Source organism: Bacteroidia bacterium (assembly GCA_037045145.1).
Lineage (GTDB): Bacteria > Bacteroidota > Bacteroidia > AKYH767-A > OLB10 > OLB10.
In genome coordinates, this window is the sequence record JBAOIA010000011.1 from 75,366 (window position 1) to 96,879 (window position 21,514).

At 36.5% G+C, this 21,514-nt stretch carries 18 protein-coding genes and 1 riboswitch; of the genes, 8 read left to right on the forward strand and 10 right to left on the reverse strand.

Annotated features, from left to right (window positions below; translation table 11 throughout):
* Positions 1 to 45: 45 nt before the first annotated feature.
* The 4 genes from V9G42_01330 to rnpA are packed head-to-tail and all read right to left on the reverse strand — an operon-like array spanning position 46 to position 3,968.
* Positions 46 to 1,614: an O-antigen ligase family protein gene (locus tag V9G42_01330; protein ID MEI2758054.1), complete on the reverse strand. Its 1,569-nt coding sequence runs from the start codon at positions 1,612 to 1,614 to the stop codon at positions 46 to 48.
* Positions 1,615 to 1,629: 15 nt separating this feature from the next.
* Positions 1,630 to 3,306: a S41 family peptidase gene (locus tag V9G42_01335; protein MEI2758055.1), complete on the reverse strand. Its 1,677-nt coding sequence runs from the start codon at positions 3,304 to 3,306 to the stop codon at positions 1,630 to 1,632.
* A 49-nt stretch (positions 3,307 to 3,355) separates the two neighbouring features.
* Complete coding sequence (gene yidD / locus V9G42_01340) at positions 3,356 to 3,577, reverse strand: membrane protein insertion efficiency factor YidD (GenBank protein ID MEI2758056.1); 222 nt, start codon at positions 3,575 to 3,577, stop codon at positions 3,356 to 3,358.
* The gene (gene rnpA, locus V9G42_01345; GenBank protein MEI2758057.1) at positions 3,528 to 3,968 is read right to left on the reverse strand and encodes a ribonuclease P protein component; all 441 of its coding nucleotides are present in this window, start codon (positions 3,966 to 3,968) and stop codon (positions 3,528 to 3,530) included. The genes yidD and rnpA overlap by 50 nt, the downstream gene beginning before the upstream one ends.
* 97 nt (positions 3,969 to 4,065) lie before the next feature.
* Between rnpA and V9G42_01350 the strand changes: the two genes are divergently transcribed.
* Entirely contained in the window at positions 4,066 to 4,683 is a 618-nt protein-coding gene (locus tag V9G42_01350; GenBank protein MEI2758058.1) for a hypothetical protein, read from the forward strand.
* 10 nt (positions 4,684 to 4,693) lie between these two features.
* On the opposite strand, the gene V9G42_01355 is transcribed toward V9G42_01350, so the two are convergent.
* Complete coding sequence (locus V9G42_01355) at positions 4,694 to 5,449, reverse strand: ABC transporter ATP-binding protein (protein MEI2758059.1); 756 nt, start codon at positions 5,447 to 5,449, stop codon at positions 4,694 to 4,696.
* Positions 5,450 to 5,523: 74 nt separating this feature from the next.
* Here V9G42_01355 and V9G42_01360 point away from each other — a divergent pair, with 74 nt between their 5' ends.
* Genes V9G42_01360 through V9G42_01370 form a run of 3 tightly spaced genes read left to right on the forward strand, consistent with a single transcriptional unit; the run spans position 5,524 to position 8,979 of the window.
* On the forward strand, positions 5,524 to 6,105 hold the full coding sequence (locus V9G42_01360) for a DUF3109 family protein (GenBank protein MEI2758060.1): 582 nt from the start codon (positions 5,524 to 5,526) through the stop codon (positions 6,103 to 6,105).
* A gap of 57 nt (positions 6,106 to 6,162) precedes the next feature.
* The gene (locus V9G42_01365) at positions 6,163 to 8,319 is read left to right on the forward strand and encodes a TonB-dependent receptor (protein ID MEI2758061.1); all 2,157 of its coding nucleotides are present in this window, start codon (positions 6,163 to 6,165) and stop codon (positions 8,317 to 8,319) included.
* A gap of 21 nt (positions 8,320 to 8,340) precedes the next feature.
* A complete protein-coding gene (locus tag V9G42_01370; protein ID MEI2758062.1) occupies positions 8,341 to 8,979 on the forward strand; it encodes a hypothetical protein in 639 nt (212 codons plus the stop codon).
* Between the two features lie 105 nt (positions 8,980 to 9,084).
* Here the strand turns inward: V9G42_01370 and V9G42_01375 are convergent, their stop codons facing one another.
* A complete protein-coding gene (locus tag V9G42_01375) occupies positions 9,085 to 9,720 on the reverse strand; it encodes an MBL fold metallo-hydrolase (protein MEI2758063.1) in 636 nt (211 codons plus the stop codon).
* A gap of 236 nt (positions 9,721 to 9,956) precedes the next feature.
* Here V9G42_01375 and V9G42_01380 point away from each other — a divergent pair, with 236 nt between their 5' ends.
* Entirely contained in the window at positions 9,957 to 10,553 is a 597-nt protein-coding gene (locus V9G42_01380; protein ID MEI2758064.1) for a DNA-3-methyladenine glycosylase, read from the forward strand.
* A gap of 88 nt (positions 10,554 to 10,641) precedes the next feature.
* On the forward strand, positions 10,642 to 11,370 hold the full coding sequence (locus V9G42_01385) for a DUF1223 domain-containing protein (protein MEI2758065.1): 729 nt from the start codon (positions 10,642 to 10,644) through the stop codon (positions 11,368 to 11,370).
* A 16-nt stretch (positions 11,371 to 11,386) separates the two neighbouring features.
* Here the strand turns inward: V9G42_01385 and V9G42_01390 are convergent, their stop codons facing one another.
* Together V9G42_01390 and metH are read right to left on the reverse strand one after the other, a co-directional pair.
* Entirely contained in the window at positions 11,387 to 12,565 is a 1,179-nt protein-coding gene (locus V9G42_01390) for an acyl-CoA dehydrogenase family protein (GenBank protein MEI2758066.1), read from the reverse strand.
* Between the two features lie 91 nt (positions 12,566 to 12,656).
* The gene (metH, locus tag V9G42_01395) at positions 12,657 to 16,316 is read right to left on the reverse strand and encodes a methionine synthase (GenBank protein MEI2758067.1); all 3,660 of its coding nucleotides are present in this window, start codon (positions 16,314 to 16,316) and stop codon (positions 12,657 to 12,659) included.
* Positions 16,317 to 16,444: 128 nt separating this feature from the next.
* A riboswitch (SAM riboswitch) is annotated at positions 16,445 to 16,551 on the reverse strand.
* Between the two features lie 66 nt (positions 16,552 to 16,617).
* On the opposite strand from metH, the gene V9G42_01400 reads away from it, so the two are divergent.
* Positions 16,618 to 17,202: a pseudouridine synthase gene (locus tag V9G42_01400; protein ID MEI2758068.1), complete on the forward strand. Its 585-nt coding sequence runs from the start codon at positions 16,618 to 16,620 to the stop codon at positions 17,200 to 17,202.
* A gap of 40 nt (positions 17,203 to 17,242) precedes the next feature.
* Here the strand turns inward: V9G42_01400 and V9G42_01405 are convergent, their stop codons facing one another.
* The gene (locus V9G42_01405) at positions 17,243 to 17,725 is read right to left on the reverse strand and encodes an isoprenylcysteine carboxylmethyltransferase family protein (protein MEI2758069.1); all 483 of its coding nucleotides are present in this window, start codon (positions 17,723 to 17,725) and stop codon (positions 17,243 to 17,245) included.
* 292 nt (positions 17,726 to 18,017) lie between these two features.
* Here V9G42_01405 and V9G42_01410 point away from each other — a divergent pair, with 292 nt between their 5' ends.
* Positions 18,018 to 20,915: a GH92 family glycosyl hydrolase gene (locus V9G42_01410; protein MEI2758070.1), complete on the forward strand. Its 2,898-nt coding sequence runs from the start codon at positions 18,018 to 18,020 to the stop codon at positions 20,913 to 20,915.
* Between the two features lie 8 nt (positions 20,916 to 20,923).
* On the opposite strand, the gene V9G42_01415 is transcribed toward V9G42_01410, so the two are convergent.
* Positions 20,924 to 21,451, reverse strand: a complete 528-nt coding sequence (locus V9G42_01415) for a YkgJ family cysteine cluster protein (GenBank protein MEI2758071.1) — start codon at positions 21,449 to 21,451, stop codon at positions 20,924 to 20,926.
* Positions 21,452 to 21,514: the final 63 nt, after the last annotated feature.

The window sequence follows — 21,514 nt, forward strand, 5'->3', positions numbered from 1 at the left end:
ATTATCGGCTGCGAAAGTAATGAGAAAATACTATTTAGAATGTTTCTAAATAAAATTTTTATCTAACTCTTTGTTTTTCAGAAACAAAAACAAGGAATTAAAAAAAATGAAAAAACTTACCCCTGCCTGAGTTTCAAGTGTATCTTCCGTCAGCATTGATAAAAAAGCCGTGACCCAAAAGGTCATATATAAAAAAGACCCGGAATTTTGATATTGAAAAACAGGATAAAAAAGCACAATAATGAAAAGTAAAAGAGCAGGAATACCCAGTGCAACAGCAACAGCCAAAAACTGATTGTGTGAACGTAAACGAAACTTTGTTTCTAACATCGAATTGGCTTCATCATATTTTTTTGCAAAAGCATCAGGCACATCACCTGTGCCAACACCGGTTAACGCATGTTGTTTGATAATTTGTAAAGCTGTCTGCCAGAACTCAAAACGCATAGTCAAAGAATGTCCGCTGGCATTACCTCCTGACCTATAATTATTCAACTCCCAAAGTGTTACCCTTAGTCTGTTGTGAATATTAGATTCTATTAATTCATCTGCATTCGCTACACCATGCTCTATTGCTTCAATTTCTGCTTCAGTAAGCAGTTGAACAGCATGAGCATCTTTTTTTAATCCTTTAGAAGATAAAAACCGGAATATTGTTCTTTTTATTTCATCACCATTCAGATTTTTTCCATCATAATTTATCTTGCTTCTATGGTTCCATGCTTCCCGCAATTCGGGTTCGCAAATGTTAATCCACACCGGATGACCGTTTTCAGCCTCACGGCTAAGTGTGTCATGCGTATAGGGAATACCATTTGCCGTATGCATAGTTAAACTATTCAACTCTGCTTCATTAAAGAATGTCACTTCATGCCATGTGTTTTTGATATTGAAAGCAAGTATTGTTACAGCCGTTACAACTGAACTTGCAATAATGCCTTTTAGTCTTACAGATTTACTATTCAGAATTTTTTTGATAGCATAAATCAATACTACTACTGCCAGTATGCCCAAACCGGTGACAGACTCTATTATTGTCAAGAAATACAGAAACCAGATTATTACAAGCAGCAACCCATAACCATATTTAACTCTTCTAAACAGCCAAAAAGATAAGTAAACAGCAATACAAATCAACAGCGACAGCCTGATATGTGAAATGAAAACAGAAATATCTCTGACATTGTGAAATTCAATGGGTATAATCCCAACATAAATACACATGCTGATTAATGTAGATACCAATACAGAAGCCACAAATACTAATGCCAAAGTTTTAAATTGCTTATCAGAAAAAACAGGCATTGACGAAAAAACAATTGGAACTAATAGTAAAGGCAGTTTGACACGTACATCTTTAAACCCATATTGTAAATCAGTAGTATAAAGCAATCCTGCCACATGCCAAAAAAAGAAAGCAGCCAGTAATAAAACAACTTTATTAGAAAATGCTTTCTTTAATTTTTCTTTTAAATCACCATTAAAAAGCCATGCTACTATGATTATCAGTTGTGATACACTCATTAAAAACATGGAGAGTGGCAGGCCAATAGCAAACAGTAAAACACCGGCAAAAAAAAGAGGATTACTAATACTTTGTAGCCGGCCTGTCATTATTCACGCAGAAAACTAGTGCTTTTCTTTAGCCGAAGCCATAGAGTTTTTCATGATGGAACTGTAAACATCTTTATCCTTGAGTGCTTCTGTTGCCTTCTTAATTTCCAAATCGTTTTTAAAAGATGCTTCAATCTGCCCGGACTGATAATAATAACGTGAAACAATTTCATTCTCGAGCAACTCTGTTATCTCGTCTTTAAATTTCTGAAGGTCTGCATTTTTATCATGCGATATTTTTTTCTTCAGCACTTCAAACTCTGCTGCTGCTGCACTAAAGTACTTTTCTTTTTCTGCTGTAGTTTTAAAATCATCAAGAATTTTTTCACTCTTGGTTTCATAATCATAGTCTTTTGCAGAAATCCATTTTACAAACTCAGCATATTCCGCATCAGAAAGATGAAATTCTTTTGCAGGTGCAATTGATGGATGTGTGTTACGATACATTGTTGCATAATCAAACAATAAATATTTCAGTAACAAACTTTGCGAAATGGGACTAAGCTGTCTGATATCAGTAACAAAGTCAGGCATAACACCACCGCCATCATAAACAGTACGACCGGCCTTGGTTTTAAATTGTGTGATGAGTGAATCAGGAATTTTTCCTACGCTGCCATCGTCATTACGATGTGAATAATCAAGTGCCTGAATGCAACGACCACTGGGAATATAATACTTTGCTGTTGTAACTTTAAGTTGTGCCCCATAACTCAACGGTCTGGTGGTTTGTACAAGTCCTTTACCAAAAGTTCTCTGACCAATAATGATACCTCTATCTAAGTCCTGAAGGCTTCCCGAAACAATTTCAGACGCAGAAGCACTGCTGCTGTTTACTAAAACAGCCACCGGAATTTCTGTGTCAACAGGATTGTTCAATGCATGATAGGTTTTATCCCACTCTTTGGCTTTTCCCTTTGTACTAACTACTTCAACACCTTTATTCACAAAAATATTTACAATATTAACTGCTTCGTTGAGCAGACCACCGGGATTTCCACGCAAGTCAAAAATCAATCCTCTTAATTTTGTCTTAGCTTCCAGGGCTTGTAATGCATTTTTAACTTCCTGCCCTGCATTTTCAGTAAATCCTGTCAGACGAATATAGCCTAAATCATTATCAATAATTCCACTGTAGGAAACACTGTTTATCTTAATCTCTTCGCGCACTACATTTTTATCAATCAGGTTGGGTTCACCATCGCGTCTGATTGTTATTTTAACTGAGGTTTTTGGCTGACCTTTAAGCAACTTGCTCACCTCCTCATTCTTTTTTCCTTTAATGGGTTTACCATCAAGTTCAACAATAACATCACCTGCACGCAGGTCTGCTTTTTGTGCTGGAAACCCTTCGTAAGGATCTGTTATAATAACTTCATTGTTGCGCTGGCCTATTAAAGAACCTATTCCTCCATACTGTCCGGTGGTCATGAAACGATAGTCTTCAATTTCGCTTTCGGGAATATAGTTGGTGTATGGGTCAAGAGAAGCAAGCATATCATCAATGCCTTTTTTCATCAGGTCACCCGGCTTTGTCTCATCAACATAATAAATGTTCAACTCTCGAAACAAGGTGGCGAAAATGTCGAGGTTGCGCGATATTTCAAAATAATCGTCACTGAAACTATAAACAGAAAAAGCAGATATGCCAACCAGAATAACGGCAACATACAATCTGATTCTTTTACGCATTTTTTGTAGCATCTTATAAACTATTTAATCAATTAATATTTAAAAATCATTAAGGTACCGGATGATGACCGTGACCACCAAATGGATTGCAGGATAAAATTCTTTTAAGTGATAAAAAACCACCTTTCAACGGCCCATACTTTTTCAGTGCTTCCATACAAAACTCGCTGCATGTAGGATAATAGCGACATGACATAGGCAACAATGGCGATATGGCTATTTTATAAAACTTTACTATGGCTATCAGAATCCTGTTCAGCAGTTTGATCATTCAATTCCTTTAAACGCTGTAAAATTAGGATTATTTTAGATTGTATTTCTGTGAAGGTAGCGTTAATATTTCCATTATAAACAAACATGATGTGAATGACCTGATCTTTCTTTTTCAGTTCGTTGCTCAATATCTGTTTATTAAGCCTGTAACTTTCTCGAATTAGCCTTTTAATACGGTTGCGTGAAACGGCACTTCTGATTTTTCGCTTAGGTACACTAATTGCAATTTTAACAGGAACTGTTGATGTACTTTCATTTAATTTCAGCCAATATACCCTGAAAGGAAAGCGGTTAAACGCTGCACCCTGACTAAATATCTGTTCAAAATCGTTCCTTCTACATAGACGTTCTGCTTTATTAAATGTATGTCGCAAAGTGCCCTCAGTCATTGTTTGCAAAAGTACAAACATTGTATTTGTAAGATAATTATTTTTCAAGATTATACTGTTTTTGATTCTAACTCTATAATTTGGCGAAAATTTAAATATGCTTAAATCCGGTCTGGCCCTTTGCTTTTTGTTTTTGCTTTTAGGGAACAGCAGCAGCGCCAAGGAAACCATTTTTAAAGAGCAACGCATTGGTTTTGGATATTATCCATCATTTCATGGTTCGCAAAACTTCTGGCTTAATTACAGTGTTAATAAGCGAAGCCGCAATGTCATTTATGCTATCCGAGGTATGTATAATTTTCGCTCCGAAAAAACGCAGGAAGTGAGTAATTATGCCATTGGACCCTGTGTTTCTGTAAAACTACTCTCATTTTTTAAAGAAAGATTAGAAATTAGACCTACACTGTATATTCCATATGTAAATTTTAAATACGAAAAAACAACCTACCCCGGAAGTTTATACGCAACACAATATAACGGTGCTGCACTTTTACCGGGTTTAAATCTGCAAACAGAGTTGACTGACAGAATTGGTGTGCGTTATGGTGCTAATGCAGGAATTTATTATGCTAAAACTCGTGAACCCATTTTTGAACAGAAAAACGGAGTTACAACTTATGATGTTTACACCGATAAAAACATGTATTGGATAATGCTGATTGATTTTAGCATTACCATTAAAATCACTAAAAATTATTTGCCGCATCAGCGTTAAGTAGTGCGTATTATTCGCGCCACTCCTGTCCTGTAAGATTCAGGAACACATCTTCCAGATTTGCTTTTTTTACTTCTTTTTTTCTTTCAAAACCTTTGGCTACTAAAGCATCAATCAACTGGTCTGGTGTATCGAGTGCTATAATTTTTCCGTTTTCAATAATGGCTACACGACTGCATAACTCCTCTGCCTCATCCATATAATGCGTGGTGATTACTACTGTGGTGCCTTCGTTTTTTATCTGTCGAATCAAGTCCCAAAGGTTTCTTCTTGCTTGCGGGTCTAATCCGGTGGTAGGTTCATCAAGAAAAATAACTGCCGGTTTGTTGATTAATGTTGTTGCAATAGAAAAACGTTGCTTCTGCCCGCCTGACAATTCTTTATATTTTGATTTTGCTTTATCCGTTAAACCAACTTTCTGAAGCAACTCCATTGCATTAACATCTCGGCTATACAATCCTGCAAATAAGTCAATCAACTCAAGTAATGTCAGACTTGGATAATAGCCTGCTGCCTGCAACTGAACTCCAATAATTTTTTTTATTTCATCATCGTCTGTACCAACATGAAATCCTTTGATAGTAATCTCACCTGAAGTTTTCGTACGAAGGGTTTCCATAATTTCAAGCGTTGTTGTTTTACCGGCACCATTGGGACCTAATAAACCAAAAATCTCACCTTCATTTACATCAAACGATATACCTTTAACAGCCTGAAAGCTTTCGTAATGTTTGACTAAATTATTTACCGTAATAATTGGCTCCATAATGTGCAAAGTTATAACATTTGACTTCCTTCGTCAAAATGCTATGAAGTTTTACCTTTGCCAAAAATAAACCGGTGTTAAAAGTTGATGACATACTGGTATCGGACCAGGTTATAACAGAGAAATTTATTTGCGATCTTTCCAAGTGTAAAGGAGCATGTTGTGTAGAAGGTGAATCGGGTGCGCCATTGGAAGAAGATGAGTTGAAAGCACTGGAAAAAGTCTATCCAAAAGTTAAATCTTATTTAACGGATAAGGGAATTAAAGCAATTGAAGCGCAAGGGTATTATATTAAAGATGATGATGATGAATGGGTGACACCCTTGATGTGGCCCGGAGGTCCATGTGCTTACACAATTTTTGAAAATGGTATTGCCCTATGTGGAATCGAAAAAGCATACCGAGATAAAAAAATAAAATTCAACAAGCCAATTAGCTGTCATCTTTATCCTATCCGTGTATTAAAAACAAAATCGGGCGATGCACTCAACTATCATGAATGGGAAGTATGCAATCCTGCCTGTAAGTTGGGAAAAAAAGAAAAAGTGAGGGTGTATGAATTTCTGAAAACAGCACTGACAAGAAAATATGGCGAAGCATGGTATAACAAATTAGTTAAGGCAGCACAAGAGTATTTACAGGCACTGACAAAATAATAATTACTTGACAAAACAATGAAATAATTTACCTTTGCTATTCCATAACCGAATCAAATGTATTTATTTAAACATAGAATAACCTGGTTGATTTTTTTTATAATTGTACAATCAGCAGCCGCACAAACTACAATTACAGGAACCGTTACCGATCAAAAAAATAATCCTGTTGCAGGAGCCAATATAGTTATTCGCGACAGTTATGATGGCGCCAGTAGCGATGCCTCAGGAAAATTTAATTTCACTTCTGACGAGACAGGTGATGTAATAATAGTTTGCAGTATGATTGGATTTAACCCTACTGATAAAAAAATAAAACTTCAGGGTGGTACTATTGAAGTAAATTTTAAACTAAAAGAAACAAGCAATGAACTAAATACCGTAACTATTACTGCAGGAGCCTTTGAAGCAAGTGATGAAAAGAAAATGGTCATTTTACGGCCTTTAGATATTGTTACTACCGCAGGTTCGCAAGGTGATATTTACGGAGCACTGCAAACACTTCCGGGCACACAGCCTACACAAGATCAGGAAGGACTTTTTGTTCGCGGTGGTGATGCTGCAGAAGCTAAAACACTTATTGATGGAATAGAAGTTGCCAACCCATATTTTTCAAGCGTTCCGGATGTTCCGCAACGAAGCAGGTTTTCACCATTTATGTTTAAAGGTACAAACTTCAGCACAGGAGGTTATTCAGCGCAATATGGTCAGGCCATGTCATCTGTTTTGGCTTTAGAGAGCGAAGATCTTCCACCACGTTCTGTCGGAAATATTGGTATCATGTCTGTTGGTGGTGGTGGCGGCTACATGCATCGGTGGAAAAAAACTTCAGCAGGTGTCTTTGCCAACTATTTTAACCTTGCACCTTATTTTGCCTTAATAAAACAAAACCGCGACTGGAATTCTCCTCCTCAGACTTTCAGCAGCTCTGCTATATTCAGACATAAAACATCTGAAACCGGCATTATTAAAGCTTTTATCAATTATCAGTATAGTGACTTGTCACTTAACTTCGACAATCTGGAAGACGTTACCGGAAAAAGTAAAAATCATTTTGGTCTCAACAACTACAATATCTTCTCTATAGTATCCTATAAGGAGGTACTGAATAAATGGACAGTGCAGGCTGCCGGATCATACAGTAAAGACATTAATCGCATTTATCCAAAACCACAACATCTGCTTTTCAGTAATCAATTGTGGCAAAGTCGTGTAGTAGTGTCACGATCAATAAGTGAGCTGAGCACTATACGCGGTGGCGCAGAAGTAAAATATAACGACTTCAGTAACCTCTATAATAATTTCAGAGTGGACAGTACTGAAATGTTTACTGCAGTTTTTCTGGAAGGTGATGCTTACATTACAAGAAAATTAGTAGCACGTGCAGGACTTAGAGTTGAAAATTCATACCTTCTTCGTGCAAGTAATCTTGCCCCTCGCATCAGTGTTGCATATAAATTAGGAAAGTTTGATCAGTTAAATGTAGCTTATGGTGACTATTATCAAACACCTGATAAAAACTATCTCATATTTACTAACCTTGACCACTTTGAGAAAGCAACACATTATATATTGAACTATCAGTATGTAAATGAAAAAAGAACTTTTCGTGTTGAAGCATACTATAAAAAATACAATCACTTGGTACAGACAACTAATATGGCATCGAATGTATATGCCACCGCTTTTGCTACTGGCGATGATGGAAAAGGCTTTGCACAAGGAATAGATTTTTTCTGGCGTGATAAACAAACTTTTAAGTATGTGGATTACTGGATTTCATATTCTTTCCTCGACACCAAACGAAAATATTTATACTATCCGTTTGAAGTACAGCCTACCTTTGCCTCAAAGCATGTAGTGAGTGTAGTTATGAAACGGTGGTTTCCAAAATTGAGAAGTAGTATTGGCTTTACTTATGTGTATGCAGCAGGAAGACCTTATTATAATCCCAATAAAACGAGTGAAAATAATTTTCTTTCCGACCGTACTAACGATTATAACAACCTGAGTTTAACGTGGAGTTACCTGACATCAATAGGCAGACACTTTACAGTAATTTCTGCTGCTGTAAACAATGTGTTGGGTATTGAAAGTGCCTACAGCTATCGTTACAGCACAGATGGACTAAGAAGAAGTGCTGTTGGCCCGACTTCAAAGCGTTCATTCTTTATTGGTGTATTTATCAGCTTCGGGGAAGATAAAACAGAATAAATTTTTAAATTAAATAATACAATGAAAAATCTCACATTTCTTTTATTCTTTGTTGCAGGCAACATGTTTGCACAAAGCAACATCAAGTTTGAAAAAACAATGGTCAAACAAATTGATATGCTTGGCAAAGCCAAAGCAGGTACAGACTACTTAAATGCTGCCAATGCATTTGAACGTATTGCAAATGCAGAAACTAAGGAGTGGCTGCCTTTATATTATCAAGCTTATGCTTTAGTACTTTCTTTAAATGATGAAAAAGACAATGTAAAAAAAGATGCTGTTTTAGACAAAGCTCTTGAAATCGCCAATAAAGCAGATAAACTTTCGCCCGATAATTCAGAGATAGTTACACTGCAATCATGGATTACCTCAATGAAAATTGGAATTGACCCAGCAACTCGCGGACAGAAATTAGGTATGGAAGCAGGAATGCTCACAGCACATGCAATAGAACTGAACCCGGAAAATCCACGTCCTTATTTTCTACAGGGAACCGGACTACTTTTTACCCCTGAACAATATGGTGGCGGAAAAGCCAAGGCATTACCGATTCTGGAAATGGCAATTGAAAAATTTAATGCATTTAAACCAGCCAATGCCATGATGCCTAACTGGGGAAAAGAATTTGCACAGAAAATGCTTGATGAGTGTAAAAAATAATTCTTGGTTTGAAGCAGTTTATTGTTTAGAAAGTTTCTGATTCAGATAATCTTTAAGGTTTCAAGGTGCAAGCATGTAGCTTGCACCTTCATTATTTTTTAAATCTTAAACTAAAAACGGATTGTACATTTTTTCAAAACCTATTGTTGTTTCGGGGCCATGACCCGGAAGTACTTTTACATCTGCCGGTAACGTAAATAATTGTGTTCTGATACTGTTCAATAATGTTTGTTCATCACCACCGGGTAAATCATAACGACCGATACTCATTTGAAACAATACATCACCCCCAATAACTATTTTATGTTGTTTATGATAAAAACATAAACTTCCAGGACTATGACCAGGAGTAAATAAAATTTCAAATGAAAGATTACCGAACGAAATAATATCTCCCTCATTCAAATACTTTTCTGCCGTTGGAGATGGCTCCAGAAATATTCCCCACTGCTTACTGTACTCTCCTGCCGCTTCGAGCAATCGTAACTCCAATTGATGAAACTGAGGTTTTAGTCCGAAAGTATCATAGACTAATTTGTTTCCGAAAATGTGATCAACATGGCAATGTGTATTCAGTAATAAAACCGGTTTAAGTTTTTGTTCTTTAATAAAGCCCAGCAACTCTTCCTTCTCTTCCGGCATATAACATCCGGGGTCTATTATAGCACACTGTGATGTCTCATCATAAACAATATAGGTGTTTTCTTCAAAAGGATTAAATGTAAATTTCTTTATCTGCATGACATTAGTTTATGAAACTGCAAATTAAAGAATATTAACTATTGCTTATAAGTAAAGAAAAACGCGACTTTTGAAAATTTAAAAGGAGATGCAGATTGCAGATTTGAAAAGTAGAAACTTTTTATGCTGTGCAATTTGCAAACTCAAATGTTAATTAGCTTATTATAAAACAAAAAAGTTAGAATTTTTCTGTGACTTATTTTATTAAGTGTGATACATTAGCCTAAATTTTAAATATGAAATACATCAAACATCTTTGTAAAGATAAAAAGTTGGCACCGGTAATTAAACATCATGGCGTTGTTGAACTAAAAAAAAGAAAAGATTTGTTTCTGAGCTTATGCGGTTCAATTATATCACAACAGTTGTCTGTAAAAGTTGCTGATGTAATAAAGCAGCGTTTTTATAATTTGTTTGATGGAAAACCAACTCCCGAAAAAGTGCTTCAGGCAAAAACAGAATCATTGAGAAGTATTGGTTTAAGTAATTCAAAAGCAAACTATATCAGAAACATCGCTGCCTTTGCAATGGAAAATAGTTTGCAGTTGAGTAAAATAAATAAGATGAGCAATGATGAGTTTATTGAATACATTACTCAGATAAAAGGTGTAGGCCGCTGGACTGCAGAAATGATAATGATGTTCACCTTAGGTCGCGAAGATGTTTTTTCTGTTGACGATTATGGTATTCAACAATCGGTAATAGGTCTATATAAAATAAGAATATCTGATAAGAAAAAGTTGCGTCTGCGAATTTTATCTATTTCTGAGCAATGGGCACCATACCGAACTTATGCTTGCATGTATTTATGGCGATGGAGAGATAATGCGTGAATACTCAATCCGTCATGCTCATAACTTCATGGATACCACATGTAGAATAGTATTATTTTATACATTTTTGCGTTACTGTTTTGTTTTCATGAAAAGATATATATTTATTCTACTAATGCTGCTGTCATCAGTTGCTTTTGCACAACCAACTGGTAGTGGTTTTGCAGTGGTAGAACTTTTTACTTCACAGGGTTGCGGCAGTTGCCCGGCAGCAGAAATAGTTCTTAAAAAAGAAATGGATGATGCAGTAAAAAACAACAAGCCTGTATATTTTTTAAGTTTTCATGTGGACTATTGGAATAAATACGGCTGGAAAGATCCATACAGCAGCATTAAGTATTCAAGACGACAAAATAATTATGTCAGCGCAACAGGCAGTAACGAAGTGTTTACACCACAGGTTTTTATTAACGGCAACACAGGCTTTGTTGGCTCCGACAGCAAACGTCTGAAAATAGAAATTGAAAAAGGTCTTAAAACACCTTCCAAACAAAAACTGACTGTCAAGGTTATGCAAACTCTTAATGATACACTACATCTCAGCTATAGTGCAAGTAAAGCCGATGCCAATGCAAATATTATTGTTGCCGTAGTACAAAAGAGTGTTACCACAAAAATTACAAAAGGTGAAAACATTGGAAGAACACTGGTGCAAGACAACGTAGTGAGACTTTACGAAGTTTATCCTGCTGACTTAAAAGGAACAATTCTGTTAAAAACCAACAAGCTAGCACTGGATGAGAATTTTCAACTCATTGCATTTATTCAGAACAAACAAAGTAAGAAAATTTCTGCTGTTACTGCATTAACACTTTAGTTTCTTTTCCTCTTTATCAGGTAAATGCATTTTCTCCTGTAATATCCATTCCTGTAATCAGCAAATGAATATCATGTGTTCCTTCGTAAGTAATTACCGACTCAAGGTTCATCATGTGGCGCATAATAGGGTATTCTCCAGTGATGCCCATGCCGCCATGTATTTGTCGTGCTTCGCGTGCACACCACAATGCAGTGTGTACGTTATTACGTTTAGCCATACTGATTTGTGCCGGGTTGGCTCTGTTTTCATTCTTTAATTTTCCAAGTCGCCATACTAACAACTGACCTTTGGTAATTTCTGTAAGCATCTCGGCAAGTTTTTTCTGCTGAAGTTGAAAGCCACCAATAGGCCTTCCAAATTGCTTACGCTCTTTGGCATAACGCAAAGCGCTGTCATAACAATCCATGGCTGCACCTAATGCCCCCCATGCAATTCCGTAACGTGCACTGTTCAAACAACCTAATGGGCCTTTCAAGCCTTTTACATTAGGCAATAAATTTTCTTTAGGTACTTCAACATTATCAAAAACCAACTCCCCTGTTGCGCTTGCACGTAAACTCCATTTTCCATGCGTTTCAGGTGTTGTAAATCCTTTCATGCCTCGCTCTACTATCAATCCTCTGATTACACCTTCTTCGTCTTTTGCCCAAACCACTGCAACCTGTGCAAAGGGCGCATTGCTAATCCACATCTTAGCGCCATTGAGTAAATAATGATCGCCTTTATCTTTAATATTGGTAACCATACCTCCGGGGTTTGAACCATGGTCAGGCTCGGTCAGGCCAAAACATCCCATCCATTCTCCTGATGCAAGTTTGGGTAAATATTTTTTGCGTTGTGCTTCACTTCCATAAGTATAAATCGGATACATCACCAAAGAACTCTGTACCGATGCAGTTGAACGAATACCACTGTCACCTCGTTCCAGTTCCTGCATGATTAAACCATAGCTAATCTGATCTAATCCACCACCACCATATTCTGCCGGAATATAAGGGCCGAATGCTCCTACTTCTGCCAGGCCTTTAATAAGATGTTTTGGAAACTCACACTTCTGACAGGCATCTTCAATAATTGGAGAAACCTCTTTCTTTACCCATTCACGCACACTGTCGCGAATCAATTTATGCTCGTCAGTTAATAATTCATCTATTAAATAATAATCCGGTGCCTGAAATCTGTCTTTTGACATGTTTTAAATTTTAGTCTGCAAAAATAGGTTTTTTGGTTGAAGGAAAATCTGGCTTTGCAGGAATTAAATTTGTACTAAGAATCTCTTCAAATTAATAACCTAAAATACTTCCCAGCCATTGTTCAGCTTCTTCAACGGTCATTGATTTACGTTTTGCATAATCCTCAACCTGATCGCGTTGAATTTTTCCAACAGCAAAATAATGTGATTCCGGATGTGCAAAATATAATCCACTGACAGCAGCAGTCGGATACATGGCTAAATGCTCTGTGAGTATTATTCCTGTATTTTTTTCTACATCAAGCAGTTTCCAAAGTGTATGTTTCTCTGTATGGTCAGGCTGTGCCGGATAGCCTGCTGCCGGTCGAATACCTTGATATTTTTCTTTAATCAAATCCTGTCTGCTCAGGTTTTCATCTGTAGTATAACGCCAGAATTCTTTTCTCACTCTTTCATGCAGATGTTCTGCAAATGCTTCGGCAAGACGGTCGGCCAAAACTTTTAACATGATGGCTGAATAATCATCATGATCGTCTGCAAACTTTTTTAACCATTGTTCAATTCCAAAACCTGTTGACACTGCAAAGGCACCTATATAGTCTGAAGAAAGAATAAAATCGGATAATGCAATATTTTTCTGACCTGCTGCTCTTTCTGACTGCTGACGAATGGTATGTAGTGTAGCAATTTTCTTTTCTCTTTTCTCATCAAATACTTCAATATCATCTCCCTTATTGGCTGCAGGAAAAATCCCGAATACGGCATTTGCGGTAAGCCATTTTTCTTTTACAATACGTTGTAGCATTGCTTGTGCATCATCAAAAAGTTTTTGTGCTTCTTTACCGCGATGTGGATCACTTAATATTTTCGGGTAGCTGCCTTTCATCTCCCAGGCAATAAAAAATGGTGTCCAGTCAATATATTCTGTCAACAACGACAAATCATAATCACTGAAAACTTTAACTCCTTTAAACTCCGGCTCTGAAACAACTGCACCGTTAAGCTCAAATTTATTTTGTTGCGCCTCTGTCAGCGACAAAAATTTTCCTTTAGACCTTTCTGCTTTGTGATAGGAGCGGGTTCTTTCATTCTCTGCTTTAACCTCTTCAATAAATTTACTTTTCTGTTCTGCAGAAAGTAAATTACTTACAACAGGTACACTACGTGAAGCATCGTTTACATGCACTACAACACCTGAATAGTTTGGCTCAATCTTTACGGCTGTATGTACCTTACTGGTGGTAGCTCCACCAATCAGCAGTGGCATTGTAAATTTTTCACGTTCCATTTCCTTAGCAACATGCACCATCTCATCCAACGATGGTGTTATCAAACCGCTTACACCTATTATATCTGCTTTATGTTCACGGGCAGCTTGAAGAATTTTATCTGCTGCGACCATTACTCCTAAATCAACAATCTCGTAATTGTTGCAGGCAAGTACAACGCCAACAATATTTTTTCCAATATCATGCACATCACCTTTAACTGTTGCTAAAACAATCTTTCCTTTCGATTGCCCTTTTACTTTTTCAGCTTCAATAAATGGAGTAAGATAGGAAACTGCCTTTTTCATTACACGCGCACTGCGTACAACTTGTGGTAAAAACATTTTCCCTTGACCGAACAAGTCTCCAACTACTCCCATACCAATCATCAGATGTCCCTCAATTACTTCTAACGCTTTAGAAACCTGTTGTCGTGCCTCTTCCATATCCTGATTCACAAATTCGTCAATACCTTTTATCAATGAGTGTGTGATGCGTGACTGCAGGTCTTCGTTACGCCAGGCGTTGGCAGATGCATTTACTTTCTTAACATTTTTATCCGTTGGTATTTGCGAAAGTTTAATCTCTTCTGCCTTTGCTAAAAGTTTTTCTGTTGCATCTTCTGTTCTGTTTAGAATAACATCTTCAACCAATGCAAGTAAATCTTTTTCTATTTCATCATAAACTATAAGCTGCGAAGGGTTCACAATGCCCATATCCATACCATTTTTTATACCATAAAAAAGAAACACTGCATGAATGGCTTCGCGAATAGGGTCATTACCGCGAAAAGAAAAAGAAACGTTGCTTACACCACCTGAAATTTTAGCAAGCGGCAAATTTTCTTTTATCCACTTACTAGATTCAAAATAACTTATTGCATTTTGTCGGTGTTCTTCCAAGCCTGTGGCAACAGGAAAAATATTAGGATCAAAAATAATGTCTTGCGCAGGGAAGCTAACTCTATTAACTAAAATATCATAGGCACGTTTTGCTATTTCAATTCTACGTGGTGTACTATCAGCCTGACCGTTTTCATCAAAAAGCATAACAATAACTGCAGCACCATATTTTTTAACTGTTTTTGCTTCATGAATAAATTGCTCTTCGCCACCTTTCAATGAAATGGAGTTTACTATTCCCTTCCCCTGAATACATTTTAGTCCGGCTTCAAGAACTTCAAACTTTGAAGAGTCAATCATCACAGGCACTTTTGAAATATCGGGTTCTGCAGCAATAAGATTCAAAAAAGTTGTCATGGCTTCAACGGCATCAAGCATACCTTCGTCCATATTAATATCAATTGCCTGCGCACCACCTTCAACTTGCTCGCGTGCCACACTTAAAGCTTCATCATACTTATTATCTTTTATCAGGCGAAGGAATTTTTTAGAACCTGTAACATTTGTACGTTCACCTACATTCATAAAATTTGAATCGGGTCGCAGTGTTACTGCTTCCAATCCACTCAATCTCAGATTAGGTTCTAATGTTGGTATTTGTCTTGGCCTATGTTTCTTTGCATGTTCTGCAATGTGTTTGATGTGGTCGGGTGTTGTACCACAACAACCGCCAATAATATTCACAAAATTACTTTGTAAAAAATCATCTATCTGCACACACATCTGATGGGGTGTTTCATCATACTCGCCAAACTGATTGGGTAGTCCGGCATTGGGATAACATGAAATATAAAAGGGTGCTTTCTCACTAAGTTCTTCCAGATAAGGACGCATTTCCTTTGCTCCCAATGCACAATTGAGACCTATGCTAAGAAGATTAACATGCGACACAGAGTTCAGAAATGCCTCAACCGTTTGTCCGCTCAATGTACGACCGCTTGCATCGGTAATTGTTCCTGAAATCATAATAGGCAAATCAACCTGTTTTTCTTCCATTACATTCTGAATGGCTACTAAAGCTGCTTTGGCATTAAGAGTATCAAAAATTGTTTCAACTAAAAGCAAATCCGCACCCCCATCTACCAAGCCGTTTATCTGCTCGCAGTATGCATCTACCATCTGATCCCAGCTAACTGCTCTGAAACCGGGCTTGTTTACATCAGGCGACAGAGATAAAGTTCTGTTTGTTGGCCCAATAGCACCCGCAACATAAAACGCTCTATCTAATTTATGTTTTGATTTATACAATGCAACTGCCTGCTTGGCAATTTTAGCCGACTCAAAATTCAGTTCATAAGCCAATGATTCCATGTGATAATCGGCCAATGAAATTTTCTGTGCATTAAAAGTGTTGGTCTCAATAATATCAGCACCTGCTTCGAGATATTCCAAGTGAATCGCTTCAATAATTTCCGGCTTCGTGATTGACAACAAATCATTGTTGCCCTTTAAATCACTTTTCCAGTCTACAAATCTTTTCCCCCGATAATCTGTTTCTTCAAGTTTATATCGCTGAATCATGGTGCCCATGGCACCGTCAATGACTAATATTCGTTCTTTAAGACAATCTTTAATATTCATTTTAAACTTTAATAGTTTTTTATCATTTTCAATTATTACATACTCACTCACCGCTATTTAGGCAAACGAAAAAAAATCTCTTCCGGTAAGCCGAAAGAGATTTGAATATTTTTATTGAATCTGATTTCGACTTATCTGCTTCCCTTAGGGAATGTGAATTGGCACCTTTTCTGCTATTGGCAGACGGTTGTCAAGGCATCGCAGGGCACAATCCCTCCGCCTTTCTCGATAAGCATTTAGAAAAGAACTGGTTGCAAATATACAGCTTTTCGGATGAATTTAAAACCAGTATTTTTAACTCGTGAAAAAATATTATGTACTTCATAAACCTTATGGCTACCTGTCGCAGTTTAGTGATGAAGCCAAACACAAAGGACTTAAACACCTCATTGACGTTGAACCGGACGTTTATCCAGCCGGAAGACTTGATGTTGACAGTGAAGGGCTTCTGATACTGACCAATGACAACAATTTAAAACATCATTTATTAAATCCTCAAAACAAACATAATCGTACCTATCATATACAAGTTGATGGGACTGCCACAAGTGTACATCTTAATCTGTTACGGCAAGGGGTAGAAATTACAATTGAAGGTAAACCATATAAAACTTTGCCTCCGCAAGCCGTAAACTTATTGAATGAGGTTTTTTATCCTGAAAGAATGCCTCCGGTGCGTTTTCGTAAAAACATTCCAACAAGTTGGATTGAAATGGTTCTCATAGAAGGTAAAAACCGTCAGGTAAGAAAAATGACAGCAGCTGTGGGTATTCCTACGCTTAGACTTATCAGAAGCAAAATTGAAGCAATTGATATTAAAGATTATCAACCCGGAGAATTAAAAAAAATAACGCGGTCGGATATTTTTAATTTGCTTAAAATTTAAATTATAGCGATGGTATAAGAAACGTTTATAGTTGCATTTCCTACAGCCAACGTCTAACCCTTTGTTTATACATTTCATACTCCTGACCAAATTCATGTTGCAGATATTTTTCTTCTCGTTTAATAATGTATTCTTGAATAAAAATCACCAACAACGGAAAAAAAATAAAATTCCACAAGTTCCCAATAAGAAAGGTTAAACCGATATAAACAAATAACAAACCCACATACATTGGATTTCTAGTTATAGAATAAATACCGGTGGTTTGTAGTGATGTGGCCGGTTTAATAAGCATAACGGTGTTTTTCGTCAGAAAAAACTGTCTTAAACTTCTGAAAAGAAAAAAAACGGCTGTGATTAACAAGGCAACCCCTGTCACCTTTGATAGTCTATAGTGAAAAAAGTTTGTAGCAAACGGGACTTTCTTTTGTAAAAATATTGCTGCTAAAAAGGTTGCTACATAAAACAAGGGTGGCGGAATATAGATTCCGGGTCCTTTAGATTTGTCGAATGCTATTTTCATAATAAGTTTTTATTACAATATATCCTGGTTTAACAGGTTGCAATCAATATAATTTTTTGGTTTATAAATTATACTTAACTGTTTATTTAATTATCAAAATCATTGATCAGTCTAAATACAAATATAGGTACAGTTAAATTGTTTTTTTATAGAACTATATTTACAATACAGTCAAACCAATAGACATGCAACCTTTCTCTGAATAATAATATATACCGTCTTGACAGAAAAATATATCAAATAACAAATTTAAAAACAATTTATACTTTTATCTGAAAATATTGATGATATTATGAATTTTCTCAAGCACTCATTGAGTCTGATTCTTTTGTTTTCCACTAACCTACTGACAGCTCAGGTAGATCTTACGAAATACGTAAATCCATTTATTGGAACAGGTGGTCATGGACATACTTTTCCGGGAGCAACACTCCCCTTTGGCATGGTGCAGCTAAGCCCCGATACGCGCATTGATGGCAGTTGGGATGGCTGTAGTGGTTATCACTATTCCGACAGTGTGTTGTATGGATTTTCACATACACATCTTAGTGGTACCGGTGTGAGCGATTATGGTGATATTTTGCTACTTCCATTGAACAATGAGCCTGCTTTGGATGAGAGTACACCAAAAGCATTATTCTCGCATAACAACGAAATTGCCACAGCCGGTTATTACGCTGTTACCTTACTTAATGACAGCATAAATGCAGAACTGACTGCAACATTGAGAACCGGCATGCACCGCTATTCATTTAATAAATCGGGATTAGTTTACATCTATCTTGATTTAAATCATCGAGATAAACTCACTGCAAGCAACATTAACATAATAAACGATTCCACCATTAAAGTTTATCGAAAAAGCGAAGGCTGGGCGAAGGAGCAAATACTTTATGCCAACATTCGATTTTCAAAACCTTTTATTCAATCAAAACAATTAGGTAATAAAAAGGCTGTATTTGTTTTTTCTATTTCTGAAAAAGAAAGTATCATGGCTAAAGTAGCATTATCAGCAGTTGATGATGACGGTGCTGAACGAAATATGATTCTCGAAAATCCGGACTGGAATTTTGAGTATATAAAATTAGCAGCCGCAAATAAATGGAATGAAGAATTATCGAAAATAAAAGTAAGCAGTACGGATAAAAATAAGTTAACTGTTTTTTACACTGCAATGTATCACTGCATGATTCATCCCAATATTTATAATGATGTTGATGGAAGATACCGTGGCAGAGATTTAATAATTCATCAGACAGACCATAATTATTACACTGTTTTTTCCTTATGGGATACATTCCGTGCATGGCATCCGTTGATGACTATTATTGATGCCGACAGAGTAACAGATTTTATTCGTACATTTTTATTGCAGTATGAACAAGGAGGCCTTTTGCCTGTTTGGGAACTGGCAGCTAATGAAACTGAGTGTATGATTGGTTATCATGCTGTGAGTGTTATTGCTGATGCCATGATGAAAGGTATAAAAGGCTTTGACTATGAAAAAGCGTTTGAAGCGTGCAAGTTTAGTGCAGAGCAACGCAACCGTTTTGGTTTAGGTGCATACATTGACAAAGGTTTTCTTGAAGCAGAAGATGAACATGAATCTGTTTCAAAAACATTAGAGTATGCTTATGATGATTGGTGTATTGCACAAATGGCTAAATTGTTGGGAAAGGAAGATGACTATAACACCTACATGCAACGCTCGCAGTCATGGAAAAATTTATTTGACCCGGTTACAGGATTTATCAGACCCAGAAGCAATGGTGGTTGGTTAAATCCTTTTGACCCCTTTGAGGTTAACAACAATTACACTGAAGCCAATGGCTGGCAATATAACTTTTTTGTACCGCAGGATATTGATGGTCTGATTACTTTTAATGGTGGCAAAGAAAAATTTGAAAAAAAATTAGATCAGCTTTTTAGTGCTTCTACAAAAACTACAGGTAGAGAGCAATCAGATATTACCGGCTTAATCGGACAGTATGCACATGGTAATGAACCAAGTCATCACATTGCTTACTTGTACAATTATATTGACAAGCCTGGCAAAGCTGAAAAAATTATCAATAAGGTGATAAATGATTTTTATAAAAACAGTCCCGATGGTTTAATCGGTAACGAAGATTGCGGACAGATGAGTGCATGGTATGTGATGAGTGCTATTGGCATGTACCCTGTGTGCCCGGGAAGTAATCAGTATTCGCTCACAACCCCACAATTTAATAAAATTGAAATATCAACTTCAGGAAATAAAATATTTACAATTGACACTAAGAACAAAACAAATAAAACAAACTTTCTGAAAGTCAAGAAAACAAAAAACATTGCTTATCGTGATGGGTTGCTATTTAATCACAGTCGTTTTAGTAATGATAATTTTTTAATACTGATTGCAGATAGTATTCCTTCATTATTACGTAAGAAAGATTCTGCAGATAATTTACAATATGCAGATACTTTTTATCGTGTTCCTGTAATTACCGGCTCAACAACAGTATTTAAAGATTCGCTTAAGATTAGTATAAAATCAAATCAGAAAGATAAAAGCATTATTTATTTGCAGCAAGGACCATTTGAACGTCCGGCAAAGATTGATTATAAAAAGCCTTTTTATATTTACGATACCTCAGTTATTCATGCTTTTGTTACAGACACAACAGGTATTGAAAGTAAGTGGGCAAAAGCTGAATTCTTTAAACTTCCACATCCGAAATGGAAAGTTTCAATTAAAGGAAATTACAATCCACAATATAATGCAGGTGGTGCAAACGGATTGATTGATGGCCTGCATGGCGATGTAAACTGGCGCAAAGGTCGTTGGCAAGGTTATCAGTCACAGAATTTTGAATGTGTTATTGATATGGGAAATCAACAAGAGGTTTCTTCTTTTAACACAAGTTTTTTACAAGATACAAGAGCCTGGATTCTTATGCCCGTGTCGGTAGAATACTTTACATCCGATGATGGTAAATTTTTTAGTAGCGCAGGCATTGTTCAGCATCAGTATGCCCCGGATAATTATGAAATAAGTATTGAGAATTTTAAACTACAAACCGAAGCTCCAATAAAAGCACGCTATATAAAAGTTGTTGCTGTAAATTTCGGAAAACTACCTTCATGGCATCAGGGTTTTACAATGGGTGGCGAAGCTTTTATTTTTGTTGATGAAGTAGAAGTAGAATGATAGAGTAATTAGTTGTTCAGCACAGTTGCATCTTTCTCTACAACTAATTTATACATACGTTCTACAACTTCATAAGTAATGGGACAACTGGTCATGTTGGGAATATTTACTTCACGGCCAATTAAAAAGTCTGTGTGTTGCAGATGTGGAAATCCGGAGCAGTCCTTTGGACGAATCTCATAAATACTGCACTTATTATCTTTTTGTAAAAACTGACATGGCGTTTTTGTATTCATCCAATCGCCTGTGTCGTCTTTATACAGCCATTTGTCTTTAAACTGTTGCACCGTCATTTTAAAATGCGCTGCTACTCTTTTAATATCTGCCGGTTGCCATGTTGGTGTCATGGTTTTACAGCAATTACCACAAGCAAGGCAATCAATTTTTTTAAATGCAAGCTCATTAAGTTTCTTTGCTTTTGCAGTCAACTGATGTACCTTACGGCTATGCAGTCCTTTCAAGAAAGTTGTGTACTTTTTTCTGTTTCTTCCCGATTTAATTCGAAATGCTTTTAAATCAATTCTTTTGATAGCCATAGTTTATAAACAAGCATGCAAATGAACAAATTTATTTAATAACTAAAATTATATGGTAGATAA

Excerpts from the sequence above, each read along its gene's own strand:
- V9G42_01330 (MEI2758054.1), bottom strand. The coding sequence starts at position 1,614 with ATGACAGGCCGGCTACAAAGTATTAGTAATCCTCTTTTTTTTGCCGGT.
- V9G42_01335 (MEI2758055.1), bottom strand. The coding sequence starts at position 3,306 with ATGCGTAAAAGAATCAGATTGTATGTTGCCGTTATTCTGGTTGGCATA.
- yidD (MEI2758056.1), bottom strand. The coding sequence starts at position 3,577 with ATGATCAAACTGCTGAACAGGATTCTGATAGCCATAGTAAAGTTTTAT.
- rnpA (MEI2758057.1), bottom strand. The coding sequence starts at position 3,968 with ATGACTGAGGGCACTTTGCGACATACATTTAATAAAGCAGAACGTCTA.
- V9G42_01350 (MEI2758058.1), top strand. The coding sequence starts at position 4,066 with ATGCTTAAATCCGGTCTGGCCCTTTGCTTTTTGTTTTTGCTTTTAGGG.
- V9G42_01355 (MEI2758059.1), bottom strand. The coding sequence starts at position 5,449 with ATGGAGCCAATTATTACGGTAAATAATTTAGTCAAACATTACGAAAGC.
- V9G42_01365 (MEI2758061.1), top strand. The coding sequence starts at position 6,163 with ATGTATTTATTTAAACATAGAATAACCTGGTTGATTTTTTTTATAATT.
- V9G42_01370 (MEI2758062.1), top strand. The coding sequence starts at position 8,341 with ATGAAAAATCTCACATTTCTTTTATTCTTTGTTGCAGGCAACATGTTT.
- V9G42_01375 (MEI2758063.1), bottom strand. The coding sequence starts at position 9,720 with ATGCAGATAAAGAAATTTACATTTAATCCTTTTGAAGAAAACACCTAT.
- V9G42_01380 (MEI2758064.1), top strand. The coding sequence starts at position 9,957 with ATGAAATACATCAAACATCTTTGTAAAGATAAAAAGTTGGCACCGGTA.
- V9G42_01385 (MEI2758065.1), top strand. The coding sequence starts at position 10,642 with ATGAAAAGATATATATTTATTCTACTAATGCTGCTGTCATCAGTTGCT.
- V9G42_01390 (MEI2758066.1), bottom strand. The coding sequence starts at position 12,565 with ATGTCAAAAGACAGATTTCAGGCACCGGATTATTATTTAATAGATGAA.
- metH (MEI2758067.1), bottom strand. The coding sequence starts at position 16,316 with ATGAATATTAAAGATTGTCTTAAAGAACGAATATTAGTCATTGACGGT.
- V9G42_01405 (MEI2758069.1), bottom strand. The coding sequence starts at position 17,725 with ATGAAAATAGCATTCGACAAATCTAAAGGACCCGGAATCTATATTCCG.
- V9G42_01410 (MEI2758070.1), top strand. The coding sequence starts at position 18,018 with ATGAATTTTCTCAAGCACTCATTGAGTCTGATTCTTTTGTTTTCCACT.
- V9G42_01415 (MEI2758071.1), bottom strand. The coding sequence starts at position 21,451 with ATGGCTATCAAAAGAATTGATTTAAAAGCATTTCGAATTAAATCGGGA.